At 68.6% G+C, this 16,610-nt stretch carries 13 protein-coding genes, 1 tRNA gene and 2 pseudogenes; 13 read left to right on the forward strand and 3 right to left on the reverse strand.

Annotation, left to right across the window (positions count from 1 at the left end):
• Positions 1-50: 50 nt before the first annotated feature.
• A pseudogene (locus LXX_RS04725) lies at positions 51-821 on the forward strand (glycine betaine ABC transporter ATP-binding protein); the annotation flags it as partial.
• Positions 818-2,533, forward strand: a complete 1,716-nt coding sequence (locus tag LXX_RS04730) for an ABC transporter permease/substrate binding protein (protein WP_011185828.1) — start codon at positions 818-820, stop codon at positions 2,531-2,533. The pseudogene LXX_RS04725 and the gene LXX_RS04730, both read left to right, overlap by 4 nt.
• 172 nt (positions 2,534-2,705) lie before the next feature.
• On the opposite strand, the gene LXX_RS04735 is transcribed toward LXX_RS04730, so the two are convergent.
• Positions 2,706-4,106: a cryptochrome/photolyase family protein gene (locus LXX_RS04735; protein ID WP_011185829.1), complete on the reverse strand. Its 1,401-nt coding sequence runs from the start codon at positions 4,104-4,106 to the stop codon at positions 2,706-2,708.
• Between the two features lie 31 nt (positions 4,107-4,137).
• Positions 4,138-4,777 (reverse strand): annotated as a pseudogene (locus LXX_RS04740) (MBL fold metallo-hydrolase).
• A gap of 151 nt (positions 4,778-4,928) precedes the next feature.
• On the opposite strand from LXX_RS04740, the gene LXX_RS04745 reads away from it, so the two are divergent.
• Both LXX_RS04745 and LXX_RS04750 read left to right on the forward strand, forming a co-directional pair.
• Positions 4,929-5,001, forward strand: a tRNA-Glu gene (locus tag LXX_RS04745).
• Between the two features lie 370 nt (positions 5,002-5,371).
• A complete protein-coding gene (locus LXX_RS04750) occupies positions 5,372-6,136 on the forward strand; it encodes an ankyrin repeat domain-containing protein (protein WP_041767377.1) in 765 nt (254 codons plus the stop codon).
• 286 nt (positions 6,137-6,422) lie between these two features.
• Here LXX_RS04750 and LXX_RS14215 read toward each other — a convergent pair whose 3' ends face one another.
• Positions 6,423-6,677 (reverse strand): hypothetical protein, encoded by a 255-nt coding sequence (locus tag LXX_RS14215; protein ID WP_141692844.1) that lies wholly within the window; start codon positions 6,675-6,677, stop codon positions 6,423-6,425.
• A gap of 751 nt (positions 6,678-7,428) precedes the next feature.
• Between LXX_RS14215 and LXX_RS12625 the strand changes: the two genes are divergently transcribed.
• From LXX_RS12625 to murA, 9 genes are all read left to right on the forward strand, one after another.
• A complete protein-coding gene (locus LXX_RS12625) occupies positions 7,429-8,997 on the forward strand; it encodes a sensor histidine kinase (protein WP_050737851.1) in 1,569 nt (522 codons plus the stop codon).
• Between the two features lie 31 nt (positions 8,998-9,028).
• Positions 9,029-9,640 carry a response regulator gene (locus LXX_RS04770; RefSeq protein ID WP_011185832.1) on the forward strand — a complete coding sequence of 204 codons (612 nt, stop codon included), beginning with the start codon at positions 9,029-9,031 and terminating at the stop codon, positions 9,638-9,640.
• Positions 9,641-9,795: 155 nt separating this feature from the next.
• Entirely contained in the window at positions 9,796-10,890 is a 1,095-nt protein-coding gene (locus LXX_RS04775) for a DUF418 domain-containing protein (protein ID WP_218060905.1), read from the forward strand.
• 292 nt (positions 10,891-11,182) lie between these two features.
• A complete protein-coding gene (locus LXX_RS04780; protein WP_011185834.1) occupies positions 11,183-12,232 on the forward strand; it encodes a TerC family protein in 1,050 nt (349 codons plus the stop codon).
• 38 nt (positions 12,233-12,270) lie between these two features.
• Entirely contained in the window at positions 12,271-12,738 is a 468-nt protein-coding gene (locus LXX_RS15455; RefSeq protein WP_223227723.1) for a PP2C family protein-serine/threonine phosphatase, read from the forward strand.
• Positions 12,722-12,994: a PP2C family protein-serine/threonine phosphatase gene (locus LXX_RS15460; RefSeq protein WP_223227724.1), complete on the forward strand. Its 273-nt coding sequence runs from the start codon at positions 12,722-12,724 to the stop codon at positions 12,992-12,994. The genes LXX_RS15455 and LXX_RS15460 overlap by 17 nt, the downstream gene beginning before the upstream one ends.
• A gap of 169 nt (positions 12,995-13,163) precedes the next feature.
• Complete coding sequence (gene leuC / locus LXX_RS04790; RefSeq protein WP_011185835.1) at positions 13,164-14,624, forward strand: 3-isopropylmalate dehydratase large subunit; 1,461 nt, start codon at positions 13,164-13,166, stop codon at positions 14,622-14,624.
• The gene (gene leuD / locus LXX_RS04795) at positions 14,624-15,223 is read left to right on the forward strand and encodes a 3-isopropylmalate dehydratase small subunit (RefSeq protein WP_011185836.1); all 600 of its coding nucleotides are present in this window, start codon (positions 14,624-14,626) and stop codon (positions 15,221-15,223) included. The genes leuC and leuD overlap by 1 nt, the downstream gene beginning before the upstream one ends.
• Positions 15,220-16,590: a UDP-N-acetylglucosamine 1-carboxyvinyltransferase gene (murA, locus tag LXX_RS04800; protein ID WP_011185837.1), complete on the forward strand. Its 1,371-nt coding sequence runs from the start codon at positions 15,220-15,222 to the stop codon at positions 16,588-16,590. The genes leuD and murA overlap by 4 nt, the downstream gene beginning before the upstream one ends.
• The last annotated feature ends 20 nt before the right edge of the window (positions 16,591-16,610 follow it).

The following is a 16,610-nucleotide window of genomic DNA, read 5'->3' on the forward strand; positions in this document are numbered from 1 at the left end:
CTCAACTCCTCACGACCGTATCGCCGAAACAACCCCCCTGGACATCACACCTAGGGCGCGCGCTCGCCGCCGACACCGACGTCCTGCTGATGGACGAGGCGTTCTCGGCGCTCGACCCGCTCATCCGGCGCGAGATGCAGGAGCAGTTACTCGAACTCCAGGCCAAGCTCGGCAAGACGATCGTCTTCATCACCCACGATCTCAACGAGGCGATGCTCCTCGGCGATCGCATCGCCGTCATGCGCGACGGCCGCATCGTTCAGACCGGGACGCCGGAGGAAATCCTGACCGATCCGGCGAACGATTACGTCGCCAGCTTCGTCCAGGATGTCGACCGTGCCCGTGTGCTCACCGCCGCGAGTGTCATGGAGCCCGCACGCTCTCTCGTTACCGTCGCAGGCGGACCCCGCGCGGCCATGCGCACCATGCGCGACCTGCAGACCTCGGCCGCGTTCGTCGTCGGCCAGGGCCGCACCCTGCTCGGGGCCGTCCGCGACCACGACGTGATGCGCCAGGTTCGCGAAGGACGCGGGGACCTCACCGAGGTGATCGACAGCGACATCGCCTCGGTCTTCCGCGACGAGGTGCTCAGCGAGCTGGTCGAGCCGTCCGCCGGCAGCGCTCTGCCCCTGGCTGTGGTGGACGAGCGCCATCGCCTGCTCGGCGTCATCCCGCGCGTCACCCTGCTCGCGGCCCTCGGCAATGTGACGAGTGACACCGCCGAGATCCCGGTCGTGGTCGAACCGCCCGCGACCGTCTCCGCGCACGCGATGACCCTGGCTCTGAGAGAGTCCGTCGAGACTGTGAGGACGAGCGCATGAGCTTCCGTCTCCCGCTCGGCGACGTGGCCTCCCACGCCGTCGATGTCGTGACCGTCGCCCTCGGCGGCTTGGGGGAGTTCGACGCGGTCCGTGCCGTCTTCGGCGGCCTCTACGCCGGGGTGGACTGGGTGCTCCAGACCCCGCCTTTCTGGGGCGTCATCCTCCTCTTCGCGATCCTTGGCGTGTGGCTGCGTGGCTCGGTCTTCGGTGCGGGGACGACGGCCAGGTTGCTCCTCATCGCCAGTGTCGGCCAGTGGGCGAACGCGATGGACACCCTCGCACTCGTCCTCGTCTCCGCCGCGGCCGCCATCGCTCTGAGCCTGCCGCTCGGTATCCTGGCGGCCCGGTCGAAAACCGCTTCGGCGATCATCCGGCCGGTGCTCGACCTCATGCAGACGATGTCCGCGTTCGTGTATCTGATCCCCGCGCTCATCCTGTTTCGCATCGGCGTGGTTCCCGGCATGGTCGCGACGATCGTGTTCGCGATGGCGCCGGGCGTGCGGCTCACCGAACTCGGCATCCGCGGTGTGGACCACGAACTCGTGGAGGCCGGGCGCGCCTTCGGCTCCTCGCCCAGCCGCATCCTGCGGCAGATTCAGCTGCCGCTGGCTCTGCCGTCCATCCTGGCCGGTGTGAACCAGGTCATCATGCTCTCGCTCTCGATGGTGGTCATCGCCGGTATGGTCGGCGCCGGCGGTCTCGGCCGCGATATCGTCCAGGCGCTCAGCCGGGTGGATGTCGGGCTGGGATTCGAGGCCGGGGTGGCCGTGGTCATCCTCGCGATCGTCCTCGACCGGCTCACCGCCGCCATGGGCAACGCGCGGCGGCGTATGCCGAAGCGGGCACTCGCCGTGCTCGGCGCCGCTCTTCTCGTCGTGATCGCCGGCACCGCGGTGACCGCGGCCTCCACGGCGGGCGGCGGCAAAGGCACCGTGAAGGTCGCCGTCTTCAACGGCTGGCCGGAGGGTGAGGCCGCCTCCTATCTCTGGAAGCATGTGCTCCAGCGGAAGGGCTACGACGTCGACTTCGAGTACGCTGACGCCGGTCCGGCCTTCGCCGGCCTCAGCACCGGCGACTACGATGTGGCCTTCGATGGCTGGCTGCCGACGACGCACGCGCAGTATCTGACGAAGTACGGAGCGTCGCTGACCGATCTCGGTTCCTGGAACGACGAGGCCAAGCTGACCATCGCGGTCAACAAGGACGCGCCCATCGACTCCCTCGACCAGCTCGCTGCCCACGCGAGCGACTTCGGCGGCCGGCTCGTCGGCGTCGAGCCGGGGGCGGGCCTCACCGATCTGACCGAGAACACCGTCATCCCGGCCTACGGGCTGCAGAAGCTGGACTTTGTGACCTCGTCGACGCCGGCCATGCTCGCCGAGCTGACGGCGGCCATGAAGAGCGGCGATGACATCGCCGTCACCCTGTGGCGGCCCCACTGGACCTACGACGAGTTCGACCTCAAAGACCTCAAGGATCCGCGCGGCGCGCTCGGGACGGCCGAGTCCATCCACTCGATCGCCTCGAAGGGCTTCGTCGAGGAGTTCCCCGAGGTCGCCGGTTGGGTCAGGGGATTCCGGCTGAACTCCGAACTGCTCTACTCCCTGGAGAATGCGCTCTTCAACAGCGGCTCCGGCTCTCAGGACTACGACCGGATTGTGGAGAAATGGATGTCCAAGCACACGGACTATGTGGAGTCGCTGACCGGCTGACAGCGCCTTCTCCCGCCCCGCTTCGCCGGATGACGGGGGCCTCCGCCGGCGAGTCTTCCTCTGAGAGGGCTGCTCTGCCCCGCACGGACATGATCGTCACCTGCCCCGAGGGGCGCTCGTCTCCAGCGGCGGCCAGCCCGGATGCCGGCGTCGCCTGCGCCGGCTCCGGGCTCTACGACCGCTCCGCCGTGCCCCGTGCCGCCTTCACCGTCTCCCACGCCGCCAGCGCCGCGCGCCGGGTCTCCGCAAGGTCGACCAGCGGCTCCGGATAGTCCGCCGTGTCCCACTCCGGCACCCAGCGCCGCACGTAGTCGCCGTGCGGATCGAACTTCTCGCGCTGTACCTCGGGGTTGAACACCCGGAAGTAGGGCGCCGTGTCCGCACCCGACCCGGCCACCCACTGCCAGTTGAACGGGTTGCTCGCGGGGTCGGCGTCGACCAGGGTGTCCCAGAACCACTGTTCGCCCCGGCGCCAGTCGATCAGCAGGTTCTTCGTCAGAAAGGACGCGGCGACCATGCGCACGCGGTTGTGCATGACGCCGGTTCTCCACAGTTCGCGCATTCCGGCGTCCACGAGCGGGACGCCGGTGCGACCCTGCTGCCAGGCCCTCAGCGCGCTCGGGTGGAGCCGGGGCCACGGAAAGGAGTCGTATTCACGGTGGATGTTGACCGTTGCCAGCGCCGGACGCTCGAAATACGTGTGATAAGCGAACTCGCGCCAGCCGAGCTCGCTCAGGAAGGTCGCCGCCCCCTCCGCTGTCGACCGGTCGCGCGCCGCCGCCGTCGCGTGCCAGACCTGGAAGGGGCTGAGCTCGCCCCAGCGCAGGCGCGGCGAGAGCCGCGAGGTGGCCGCGATGCCGGGCACGTCCCGTTCGGCCCGGTAACGGGCAAGACCCTCGCCGAGAAAAGCCGACAGTTCGCGGTGCGCCGCGCGCTCGCCCGGCTTCCAGGTCTCGCGCAGACCGTCCGCCCAGTCTGGATGCACCGGCAGCAGTTTGAGCTCGTCCAGCTCCAGTGACGGCAGGCTCGGTCCGGGCCGCAGCCTCCGCAGCGCCGGCAGCGGCCTCCGCGGCTCCGGCCTCGCCAGACAGGCCCGCCAGAACGGTGTGTAGACGGAGAACGCCGTCCCCGATCCGGTCCGTACCGTCCACGGTTCGAAGAGCAGATTCGCGCCGAAGCTGTTCGCCACGAGCCCGGTGTCCCGCGCGGCGGACTTCACGCGCTCGTCCACCCGCCGCTCGCCCTCGCCATAGCGCCGGTTCCAGAAGACGGCCCCGGCATCCACCTCGGCCAGCACCTCGGCCAGCACCCGTTCGGCTGGTCCGGTTCGGATCGCCAGGGCGGAACCGGCGCGGCCGATGGACTCCTCGAGCGAGGTCAGCGAGTGGTGCAGCCACCACCGTGCTGCCTCGCCGGGGGAGCGAAGGCCGGGAGAGTCCTCGTCCCAGACGTACAGGCAGATCACCGGCCGCCCCGACTCCGCCGCCGCGTGCAGGGCCGGGTTGTCTGCGAGGCGCAGATCGTCGCGGAACCAGACGACGGCGGGACGGTCGTCGGCGTTCGTCTTCCTCACTGTGTTCGCCTTCCCTGCGGTGTCGTCCTGCTCACAGGTCGAGGGTGTCGCCGGGCTCGAGCGGGAAGAACTCGCCGCCGTTCTGTTCCGTCGCCCAGCCGATCCGCGCGTTCGCGAGGTCTTTGCCCGCGCGGGAGAGCACCATCTCGTGAGTCGGGAAGCTTCGTTTGGGTTTCACCGCGAGCACGTAGTCCATCGTCTCGGCCAGCTTCAGCCAGGGCGCGCCCGCGGGCGCCGCCAGCACATCCACCTCGACATCCTTTCGGGACGGCGAAGGAGTCGCCGCCGTAGTACAGCTCGCCGTTGACGAGCACACCGAGATTGTCGACCACCGGGATGCTCTCGTGGATGATCGCGTGCTTTCCGCCGAAGAACCGCAGCGTGAACAGGCCCGCCGTCACGGTGTCGCCCGCATGCACCACCGTGATCGTGAAGTCCCTCGCCGCTGTGGCGACCCCCTCCGGCGCGAAGATCGGCGCTTCGGGATTGAGGTCGAGGATGCGGCCCAGATGTTCGGGGGTCCAGTGGTCGGCGTGCTCGTGAGTAATGACGACGGCGGCCGTGTTCACCGTCTCGGTGAGCGGTGAGGTGAAGGAGCCCGGGTCCAGGAAGAGCTTCCTTCCCGAGTCTTCGAGGAGCAGCGCGGCGTGTTCGAACTTCGTGAGTCTCATGCTCTGTATCTTCCTCCTCCCTGCGGTCCAGCCCTTTGCCGAATCGGGGAGACAGGTGTGGAATCGCGGCACTCGCGCGACACACCCGGGCGGGATGTCCCGTTTTGGTGCGGCGAAGTCCCCTGTGTCATGATTGACGAGTTGCAAATCCGGCCCCATCGTCTAGCGGCCTAGGACGTCGCCCTCTCACGGCGGTAACGCGGGTTCAAATCCCGCTGGGGTCACAACATAGGGAAGCCTTCCCGGGCACGCGTGCCGGGAAGGCTTTTCCGTCAGCGGTGGAGGGGAACGTGGGCCCTCGTTCGGCCTGGCGAATCGCCGCCTTCACTTCGCCGTCTCCGCTCCTGCATCCCTGACCTCTTCTTCGGGGAACGCCCGGCCGACACGGCCGGTCGGGGTCTCCGCCACACGTTCGGCGGCGCCGGGACGTAGCGGTAGCGCTCTCCGGAGGCGAGCCGGATCCCGAGCGCGTTCCGGCTGGGATCGTGGCCGGGACGCGATTATCGTGCTCTCGAAGCGTTCGTGGCGCAGAGGCGCACGATATGTCGGCGTTCCATGAGGAGATGCCCAGGGGAGCCTGCCTAGAGTGGTAGCATGACTGAGATTCGATATGTCAGATTGCTGACCCTCGTTCTGGCATCCAGCGTTCTGCTGGCGGGCTGCTCAAGCGCGGTTCCGACGACGCCGGTCCGCTCGGCGACCCCGAGCGCAGCGGCGACCCCGACGGCCACTCCCGTCGTTCCGCCGACCGTGAACCCGGCTGCGACCGCGAGCCTGCACGCGGCCGCCCGGTCGGGGGACGCGGAGGCGGTCCGCAGCGCTCTCGCCGCGGGCGCGGCCATCGAGGACCGGGGCGAGGGGGGCAGAACACCTCTGGTGGAAGCGGCCAAAGGCAACCATGTCGAGGCCGCTCGGGCCCTCATCGAGGCGGGCGCCGATGTGAATGCGAAGGACGACATCCAGGACTCCGCCTACCTGTACGCCGGGGCGGAGGGCTACCTGGAGATCCTGCGGATGACCCTCACCACCGGCGCGGACGTGAATGCGAAGAACCGTTTCAATGGCACCGCGCTCATCCCGGCGTCCGAGCATGCGCACACGGAAGTGGTGCGGATGCTCATCGCTGCGGGCGTCGACCTCGACCACGTGAACACCCCCGGCTGGACGGCGATGCAAGAGGCGATCGTGCTGGGCAACGGCGGCGCGGGGGCGCAGGATGTCGTCCGCCAGCTGCTCGCCGCTGGCGCCAATCCGGACATCCGCGACTCCCGCGGACGCACCTCGCTCTGCAACGCCACCCGCCTGGGCTTCGGCGCCATCGCCTCCCAGCTGCGAGCCGCCGGCGCGACCGGCTGCTGACGGCAGGCCGCCGGCAGCCTCGATGGGTGTCGGCTGGACCCCTTGCCTCGGTCGCGTCCCCTCGCAGCTGCCGTGTCGGGCCTCTTTTGACCTCACAAGCCGCCGAGACGCCCGGCGGTTGTGCCGTTCCTCCTCTCGGTCGATGCGTTTTCCGGCACTCAATCACCTCCCCGCCGCACTGAGATGGGCGATGCTGTGCCGCACAATCCCCTTCGACCCCCCCCGCGCGTCATGCAATGTTCTCTTGCAAAGAGTTTGATTCTCAGCAGAAGGATTCACAGGGTATTCAGTTGAACGAAAATATTCTCGACAGAGTCTCATCCGTGAGCGTGGGACGTCGCGGGATCGTGAGGGCCGCGGCCTGGGCGACCCCCGCCATCGTCGCTTCCACGGCTCTGCCCGCCGTCGCCTCGTCGACACGGCACGCACTCGCGTTCGGTAACTCCGCCCACACCGCGTCCGCCTGCGGACGGCTCCAGAACGTGACCGTCCACGTCACGACGAATGGTGCAGCGGCGTCGAACGTGAGCGTGACCGTCACCCTGCCGAGCGGATTCACCTTCCGCGGGGGAGCCGCCAGCTTCACAGACGGCAGGACGCTGCCGGAGCGATCGTTGTTCCCGAGATCGCGGTCCCTGCGACTCCGGGAGAGATGACGATCCAGGCCGTCGCCGCAGCGCTCGGCCTGACGGCGAGCGTGAAGCTCACCGTCCAGCCCGGAGGCGGGAACGCCTACCTCGCTGTGCGCAACGGCTCACAGTCCATCGTCTCCGCCGTAGGGGTGCCCGCCGGGTCGACTCCGGTCTGGGGCCGGTGGTTCCTGACTCCGGACGCTGACGTCGTCGACGGGGCCAGCGGCGCCGTCGTGATCTCGGATGTCGCGGCGGTGAGCAGCGGCTTCCTCTGGGGCACGAATGAGCTGCGGATGGGCTTCACGCGCAAGGACGGAACATCCGGCTACGCATTCTTCCTGGGGGCGGAACGGACGATCGTTCCCACCTCCGGCGTTCCGAACGGCTCCCGTCCGCTCTGGGGCTCGTGGTTCCTGACCGAGGACGGCCGGATTCTCGAAGGGAGCGGTGGAGGAGTGTGGGCCACCGACGTGGCAGAGACCGGGCTCGGTCACAGTGCCACCGATGCGTCGGAGATGATTTTCCCGCTCCGTCACGCCGATGGCAACTGCGAGTACATCGTGATCCGGCAGAACATTCCGAGCGTCCAGGCGCCGGTCAACGTCCCCGCGGGCTCGACGCCGCTCTGGGGCTCCTGCTTCCTGACGTCCTCGGGGGGACGTGGTCGAGGGCCAGACCGGTCGGACACTGGCCTCCGGCGTTGCGGAAGTCGGCCAGGGAGCCGACTGGGCGACTGGCGAGCGAGGGCTGCCGATGCTTATGCGCGATGGCTCGCTCGCCTATATTCGCCTCAACGCGAACAGCGTCAGCGTGAGCCCGGCCATCAACGTCTCAGCGAGCGGCCGTCCGGTCTGGGGATGGTGGTTCCTCGACAACGGGAACCTCATCAACGGCAGCGACGGGTCCGTCATCGCGCGCGACGTCGACACCTACGGAGAAGGATTCCGGACCGCGGAAAACGAGATGTCGTTGCCGCTGCGCTACACCGCCCCCGGGCGGAACCGGTCCGATCCCGCCGTTGGCTCCGGCCGGCGGCGGGCACCGGTTTCCGCGGAACTCGATAGTCTCGCTCTGGGAGAATCCGGTGACGAAGGACGAGACGGAATGAGAACACCGAACGGCAGCGGCCACCTCCGTCTGGAGTGGACACTCTTCCTGGTTCCCACCGCTGTGCTGACCGCCTTGGACCTGCTGGTGGCCGTGCCCTCCTGGCGGGCTGCCGTCTTCCTCATCGTCCCGGCGATCGGGGCCCTCCTCCTCTGGCGACGAGGGGACATCGGCCTCGCCGGACTTCTCTCGCTCGCCCTCTCGGCGACCTTCGTCGGCGCGGGCTTCGTCTCCTCGTTCGCTCTGGGCGAAGCGCTCGTCTTGCTGGTCGTCCTCGCGCTCGGCGTGAAAGAGGCGACCGGTGTCCGTCGCTGGCTCTCCGTCGCCGTGGTCGCGCTCGCCGCGCTCGTGCTCCCGTTCCGGGTCGGCGGCGACGTGAATTTGGCGGTTCTGATGGTCGCGGTCGTCACGTTCGCGGCCGGCCTCGGCGTCGTGCTCCGCAATCTGGACGCGCGCCGACGGCTCGCGGTGGCCGCAGCGACGCAGGAGCAGCGGGACCAGCTGGCGCGGGAGCTGCACGATGAGATCACCAACCAGATCGCCGGCATCGTGCTGACGACGCAAGCCGTCCGGCGTGACCGTCCGCCGGGGGACGGTGGGCTGGACGCGGACCTGGAGGCGATAGAGGCCGCCGGCGCCGAAGCCCTCCGCCGGATGCGCCGGTGGGCCTCCGCCTTGCGGGCCCACGACATCGAACAGAACCGGGAGCTCGGCGGGCACACCTTGGCGGAGATCCCGCGTCTCCTGGAACGCCTCACGGCCGCCTCCGGTGTGGACACCCTCCGGGTCCATCAGACGGTCGACCGCCCGGTGGCGGCGGGGGTGCAGGCCGCGGCCTACCGCATCGTGCAGGAGGGGCTCACCAATGTCCAGCGCCACGCGCCCCAGGCCCGCTGGGTGGAGGTCTCGATCGAGGTCAGCGGCTCCGCTCTGGGGGTGCGGGTGGTGAGCCCGCTCGACTCCGGCGCGACGGCCGTCCCCGTTGCGGGAGCCAGCGGGCTGGGACTGCGAGGCATGACGGAGCGGGCGGCGCTGCTGGGCGGGCATGTGACCGCGGGACCCTCCCCGGCCGGCACCTGGTGCGTCGAGGCCCTGCTGCCGCTGAAGGGAGCGGCCCGATGATCCGTGTGCTGATCGCCGACGACCCCCCGCCGTGCGGGCCAGCGTCGCGCGCATCCTGTCGGCCGAGCCCGACATCGAGGTGGTGGCGGAGTGCGCGGACGGTCTGGCGGCCCTGGTCTGTGCGCGGGAGCTCGCACCGGACGTGGCCATCGTCGACATCCGGATGCCGCGGATGGACGGCCTGGAACTCACCCGGCAGCTCGCCGGAGCCAGCGCTTCCGTTCCGGTGAAGGTGGTGGTGGCGACCACCTTCGATCTCGACGAATACGTCTACGGCGCACTGGAGGCGGGGCGTCCGGATTCCTGCTCAAAAGACGCGGGGCCCATCCTGCTCGTCGAGGCGGTGCGTGCGGCCGTCTCCGGCGACCAGCTCATCAGCCCCTCCGTCACGGTGCGTCTCCTGCGGCATCTCAGCCCACGACCGGAGGTCACGACCGCCGCGGGGCCGCAGCTGACACCCCGCGAGCGGGAGACGGCGGCCCTGGTCGGGCGCGGACTGACCAATGCCGAGATCTGCGTGGAGCTCGTCATCGCGCTGGGGACGGTGAAATCGCACCTGTCCTCGCTCCAGCTCAAGCTCGGCGTGCGCAATCGGGTGGAGATCGCGGCGTGGGCCTGGCGCAACGGGCTGCTGAGCCGCTGAACCGCTTCTGACCCCCTGAAACCCGGTGAACCGCCGAAAACGTGGTGAACCGCTGCGCCTGCCGAAGACCGGCCATTCGGCTGATGCGACAGTCTGGCGCGCTTGGCGACGCTGGTTCTACGGTCCTCATCGGCCCCCGGAAAGGAACAGCACCCGTGTATCAGACCTCCACACCGATCCCACCCGCTGCGAACGGAACAGCCGCGCCGCGCCGCCTTCCCGCTCTGGATGTCATCCGGGGCTTCTCCCTCTGCGGCATCATCTTCGTCAACATCGGACCGCTCACCCGCTTCGGCGAGTTCGCCGAGCGGAGTCCGGTCAGCCTGAACGACGCCTCCGGCTGGATGGAGCTGGTCGTCCATCAACGCTTCTTCGTGCTCTTCTCGCTCCTGTTCGGCATCGGCTTCGCGCTGTTCTTCTCATCGGCGCAGAGCCGGACGGAACGGCCCCGGCTCGCTCTGCTGCGCAGGCTGCTCCTCCTGCTGGCGATCGGCGTCCCCTTCGCGATTCTCATGCCCGGCTCGGCGTTGCTTCCGTACGCGGTCGTCGGCCTGGCCGTGCTGCTGCCGAGCACCTGGCTCCCGCGCTGGCTGGTGGCCGTGGCCGGGGTCGCTTTCGCGGCCGGCGCCCTGGCGTTCGACGGCGGACTGTTCCTCATCCCCGGTCTGTTCCTGGTGGGGGCCGCTCTCACCCGCTACGGCGTCGTCTTGCGGCTCGGTGCGTCCCGTACGGGTTCCGCCCTCGCCTTCCTGGCCTTCGCGGCCGCCTCCCTCCCGGCGCTGCTGTGGCAGCTGAGCGACGGCTTTGAGGCGTCCGGGTTCACGGTGTCCTCCGCCGTTGCCGGGTTCACCCTGGCCGGGGCCTACCTGTCGCTGCTTTCTCTGCTGATGACGACCCGGGCCGCCGTAGCGTTGGAGACCGTCTTCGTCCCGCTCGGCAGGATGGCCCTGACGAACTACGTCGCCTCGGCCCCGCTCATGCTTCTCGCCGGGGCTCTGCTCGACCTGCGGCGCTCCGACTCGTGGACGCTTCTGCTGATCATCGCTGCGACGGTCCTGGCGGTGCAGTGGATCTGGTCGGCGCTCTGGCTGCGCGCGTTCGCCCAGGGGCCGTTGGAGTGGCTGTGGCGCTGGGGCACCTGGGGCCAGCGCCCGCCGTTCTTGCGTGGGCGTGAGCGCCACCGCGCCGAAGCGGAAAGCAGCGCACCGAACGAGATGGCCGGACGAGTGGCCGACGGTCTGCTGCGCTGATCGACATGGCCGGCGAGCGGGTTCGTCCCGCTCGCCGGCCGCGCTCGGCGCCCCGCGGTTGCCGGGCACGTCGGCCGGTCCGCGCTCGCATCGCCGGTGCCCGGCGCGGCACCCCGGCCGCTCCGGTAGGATGAAGGATCGCGAAGGGGAGTATCCCGAAGGGCCGCCGAGCCGGCCGCCCGCGTTGTGTACGTCATCACGGTCCGCTCCGGACCCGGGCACAGCGGCACCGTGAGGGTGCGGGAGAGACTTTCGGGTCCCTCGCCCACAGCTCTCGAAAGGTCTCCGCTCATTGGAATTGGCCCTCCCGCTCTGGTTCGAGATCGGCAGCTTCGTCATCCTGCTGCTGATCCTCGCATTCGACTTGCTGATCGTCTTCAAGCGGCCGCACATCCCGAGCCCGAAGGAATCGGCGCTGTGGGTGTCGTTCTATGTGGCGCTCGCGCTGCTCTTCGCGCTGCTGATGCTGGTGTTCGGGGATGCCGAGCACGTCGGGCAGTTCCTCGCCGGCTGGCTGACGGAATACAGCCTGAGCATCGACAACCTCTTCGTGTTCGTCATCATCATGGGCCGCTTTGCTGTCCCACGGAAATACCAGCAGGAAGTGCTCATGGTGGGCATCATCCTGGCGCTGGTGTTCCGCGGGGTCTTCATCGTCCTCGGCGCCGGTCTCATCGCGAGCTTCTCGTGGATCTTCTACCTCTTCGGCGCGTTCCTGCTCTGGACGGCCTTCAACCAGGCGTTCGGCAACCACGACGACGAGGGAAAGGACGACAGCTGGTTCATTCGCTTCGCGCGCAAGCGCCTCAAGGTCTCCGACCAGTACGAGGGCAGCAAGCTCCGCACCACGGTGATGGGCAAGCGGATGTTCACCCCGCTCATCATTGTGTTCCTCGCGCTCGGCACCACGGACCTGCTGTTCGCGCTCGACTCCATCCCCGCGATCTTCGGCATCACGCAGAGCCCGTTCATCGTGTTCACCGCCAACGTCTTCGCGCTGATGGGCCTCCGCCAGCTCTACTTCCTGCTCGGGCACCTGCTCGACAAGCTCGTCTACCTCAAGTACGGCATCGCGTTCATCCTCGCGTTCATCGGCGTGAAGCTCGTCTTCCATGCGATGCACGAGAACGAACTGCCGTTCATCAACGGCGGCGGGCACATCGAATGGGCGCCCGATATCAGCACCTGGACCTCGCTCGCCGTGATCGTCGGTGCGATGGGGGTCGCGACGGTCGCTAGTCTGGTGAAGCTGCGTATGAGCGGCGAGACGGTCGCCCACGCCATCCACGGCGATAACGAGGGCGGCGAGGAGCAGACCATCGAGGCCGCCCCGGCCCCCTAATCCCCGGAGGAACCCCGCACATAATCCCTTTCGTCGGCGTGAGCGCCCGCAGCGACACCGGTGCGGTCCGGCACGTCAACGAGGACAGTCTGCTCGCGCAAGACCCCGTTTTCGTGGTGGCGGACGGAATGGGCGGCCACGCCCGCGGCGACCTGGCCAGCCGGACCGCGGTTGAGAGCCTCGCCCGCGCCCTCCCGGCGGGCAGCGCGCCGACAGCGGATGACGTGGTCACCGCGATCGATGAGGCCAACGCGGCTGTCCGCGCTCTCTCCAGCGCGGACGAGTCGGGTGCGGCGGTGGCGGGCACGACGCTCGCCGGTGTCGTCCGCGTGCGTGTTCCGGAGCGTTCCGGGGAGCGGTGGATGATCGTCAACGTGGGCGATTCCCGGGTGTATTCCTGGGATGGTCGCGACCTCCATCAGCTGACGGTCGACCACTCGGCTGTGCAGGAGCTGGTGGACGCCGGACTGATCACCGCCGAGCAGGCCCGTGCATCCCGAGCGTAACGTCATCACGCGCGCGCTGGGCGCGGAGGACACCGTGGCCCCCGATGTCGAGGTGCTGCCCGAGGAGGAGGGGAGCCAGGCGTTCCTGATCTGCTCCGACGGTCTGAGCCGCGAACTCTCCGACGCGCGCATTGCCGAGATCCTCGCGCAGGGTCACCCCGACCCGGCCGCTGTTCTGGTGACAGCGGCCGTCGAAGCGGGCGGCCACGACAACATCACGGCGATCGTTCTCGAATCGGCGGCGGCGCGCTCCTGACCGGGGCGCCCGCCTGGCCGTTCGAGGCCCACTCAGGTGGTACTCTGGCAAACGTGTTCGCGGGTCCGAATCTCCTTAGCCGCAGCGGCGAGTCCTCACCCCAGGCCACTCTCGCCGCGGAGTCCGTCGACGGCTGATTCGCGTACGAAGCTCAAGGAGTTCGAAAGCAATGACCACCGAAGCCCTCCCGCTGACACTGGCCGAGAAGGTGTGGCAGGATCATCTGGTCGTCAAGGGCGAGGACGGTTCTCCCGACCTCATCTACATTGACCTGCACCTCGTCCACGAGGTGACCAGTCCGCAGGCGTTTGACGGCCTCCGGGTGGCGGGCCGACCGGTCCGCCGGCCGGACCTCACCATCGCCACGGAAGACCACAACACCCCGACCATCGGCATCGACAAGCCGATCGCCGACCTCACGAGCCGCACCCAGATCGAGACGCTGCGCCGCAACGCCGAGGAATTCGGCGTCCGCCTGCACTCGCTGGGCGACATCGAGCAGGGCATCGTCCATGTCGTCGGCCCCCAGCTGGGCCTCACCATGCCGGGCATCACTGTGGTGTGCGGCGACTCGCACACCTCGACCCACGGCGCGTTCGGCGCGATGGCGTTCGGTATCGGCACCTCCGAGGTCGAGCATGTGCTCGCCACGCAGACCCTGCCGCTGAAGCCGTTCAAGACGATGGGGATCACCGTGGAGGGTGAGCTGCGCCCCGGTGTGACGGCGAAGGACATCATCCTGGCCGTCATCGCCAAGATCGGCACCGGCGGCGGGCAGGGGTATGTGCTGGAGTACCGCGGCAGCGCCATCCGCGCCCTCTCGATGGAGGGCCGCATGACCGTCTGCAATATGTCGATCGAGGCCGGCGCGCGTGCTGGGATGGTCGCGCCCGATGAGACCACGTTCGCCTACCTGAAGGGCCGCCCTCACGCGCCGGAGGGCGAGGACTGGGACGAGGCTGTCGCCTATTGGACCACGCTCCAGACGGACGACGCTGCCGTGTTCGACGCCGAGGTCTTCCTCGACGCCGGCGAGATCGAGCCGTTCGTCACCTGGGGCACCAACCCCGGTCAGGGCGTCTCGCTCAGCCAGGACGTTCCGGACCCCGCCGACATCGAGGAGCCGAACGCCCGCGCGGCCGCTGAGCGCGCGCTGGAGTACATGGACTTGAAGTCGGGAACGCCGATGAAGAGCGTCCCCGTGGACGCCGTCTTCATGGGCTCCTGCACTAACAGCCGCATTGAGGACCTGCGCGCCTTCGCCTCCGTGATCAAGGGCAGGAAGAAGGCCGAGGGGGTGCGCGTCATGGTGGTGCCCGGCAGCGCCCGGGTGCGTCTCGAGGCCGAGGCCGAGGGCATCGACAAGATCGTCGAGGAGTTCGGTGCGGAGTGGCGGTTCGCCGGCTGCTCCATGTGCCTCGGCATGAACCCCGATCAGCTTGCGCCGGGGGAGCGCTGCGCCTCCACCTCCAACCGCAACTTCGAGGGCCGGCAGGGCAAGGGCGGCCGTACGCACCTGGTTTCGCCGCTCGTCGCGGCGGCGACGGCCATCCGTGGCACACTGTCGAGCCCCTGGGACCTCGAACACGAGGACGCTGACACCCGGACCGGGGAGAAGGTGGGCATCTGATGGAGAAGTTCGAGACTGTGAACGGGGTCGCCGTTCCGTTCCGGCGGTCGAACGTCGACACCGACCAGATCATCCCCGCCGTCTTCCTCAAGCGGGTCACCAAGACCGGCTTCGACGACGCGCTCTTTCACGCCTGGCGTCAGGACCCCGGCTTCATCCTCAACCAGGAGGCCTACCAGGGGGCGACGGTGCTGATCGCTGGCCCGGACTTCGGCACCGGCTCCTCGCGCGAGCACGCCGTGTGGGCGCTGCGGGACTATGGTTTCCGCGTGGTGCTGAGCCCCCGGTTCGCCGACATCTTCCGTGGCAATTCCGGCAAGCAGGGACTGCTGACCGGCGTGATCTCCGAGGAGGACGCGGAGCGGCTCTGGGGGGCCATCGAGGCCCAGCCGGGAATAACAGCTACCGTCGATCTGGTTGCCAAGACTGCGACCGTCGGCGAGGTCCAGGTGTCTTTCGACATCGACCACTACACTCGCTGGCGTTTGCTCGAAGGGTTGGACGACATCGCTCTGACCCTGCGCGACGAGGTGCGAATCTCCGAATACGAAGCCGCCCGCGCCCGCTGGCGGCCCAAGACCCTCCCGGTGAAACTGTGAACTCACTCCTTCAGGACGCTGCCGCCTCCGGTGCCCACGTCGGCCTCAAAGGCGACCGCATCACCATCAACGGCGGCATCCCGCTCCGGGGTCGCATCGAGGTGCGGGGTGCGAAGAACTTCGTCACGAAGGCTATGGTCGCCGCGCTCCTGGGCGAGGGGCCGAGCGTGCTGCGGAACGTCCCGGACATCAGCGATGTCCGCGTCGTCCGCGGGCTCCTCGAAGTCCACGGCGTCAAAGCGACGGACGGCACCGAGGAGGGTGAGCTGCTGCTCGACCAGAGCGCGGTCGAGCAGGCGCACATGGCCGACATCGACGCGCACGCCGGCTCCAGCCGCATCCCGATCCTGTTCTGCGGCCCGCTGCTGCACCGCCTGGGCGAGGCGTTCATCCCCGACCTCGGCGGCTGCCGCATCGGCGACCGTCCGATCGACTACCACCTCGAGGTGCTGCGCCAGTTCGGCGCCGTCGTCGACAAGCTCCCCAGCGGCATCCGGATGAGCGCCCCGAACGGTCTGCACGGCGCGAAGCTCGAACTGCCGTACCCGAGCGTCGGTGCGACCGAGCAGGTGTTGCTCACCGCCGTCCGCGCCGAGGGCATCACCGAGCTCAAAGGCGCGGCGATCGAACCGGAGATCATGGATCTCATCAACGTCCTCCAGAAGATGGGGGCGATCATCTCGGTCGACACCGACCGGGTGATTCGCATCGAGGGGGTCGACAAGCTCGTCGGCTACAGCCACACCGCGCTGTTCGACCGCAACGAGGCCGCCTCCTGGGCCGCCGCGGCGCTCGCCACCGGCGGCGACATCTACGTGGGGGGGGCGCGTCAGCCCGAGATGCTGACGTTCCTCAACGTCTTCCGCAAGGTCGGCGGTGCGTTCGAGATCCAGGACGACGGCATCCGCTTCTTCCACCCGGGCGGCGACCTCAAGCCGGTCGTCATCGAGACCGATGTCCACCCCGGCTTCATGACCGACTGGCAGCAGCCGCTCGTCGTGGCGCTCACCAAGGCGAACGGTGTCTCCATCGTCCACGAGACCGTCTACGAGCAGCGTTTCGGCTTCGTGGACGCCCTCATGGACATGGGTGCGAAGATCCAGGTCCACAAGGAGTGTCTCGGCGGCCACGCTTGCCGCTTCGGTCAGCGCAACTTCAAACACTCGGCGGTCATCATGGGCCCGGTCGATTTGAAGGGCGCCGATGTGGAGATCCCGGATCTTCGCGGGGGCTTCAGCCACCTCATCGCCGCCCTGACCGCCGAGGGCCGCTCGACCGTGAGCAACGTCGGCATCATCAGCCGCGGATATGAGAAGTTCATCGCCAAGCTGGAGCTGCTCGGGGCCGATTTCATCCTCGGGAGCTGAGGTCCGGGATAATAGGACGG

It is taken from the genome of Leifsonia xyli subsp. xyli str. CTCB07 (assembly GCF_000007665.1).
Taxonomy (GTDB): Bacteria; Actinomycetota; Actinomycetes; order Actinomycetales; family Microbacteriaceae; genus Leifsonia; species Leifsonia xyli_C.

Bases quoted from the DNA above. Each gene is read 5' to 3' on its own strand.
- LXX_RS04730 (WP_011185828.1), top strand. From the start codon at position 818: ATGAGCTTCCGTCTCCCGCTCGGCGACGTGGCCTCCCACGCCGTCGAT.
- LXX_RS04750 (WP_041767377.1), top strand. From the start codon at position 5,372: ATGACTGAGATTCGATATGTCAGATTGCTGACCCTCGTTCTGGCATCC.
- leuC (WP_011185835.1), top strand. From the start codon at position 13,164: ATGACCACCGAAGCCCTCCCGCTGACACTGGCCGAGAAGGTGTGGCAG.
- leuD (WP_011185836.1), top strand. From the start codon at position 14,624: ATGGAGAAGTTCGAGACTGTGAACGGGGTCGCCGTTCCGTTCCGGCGG.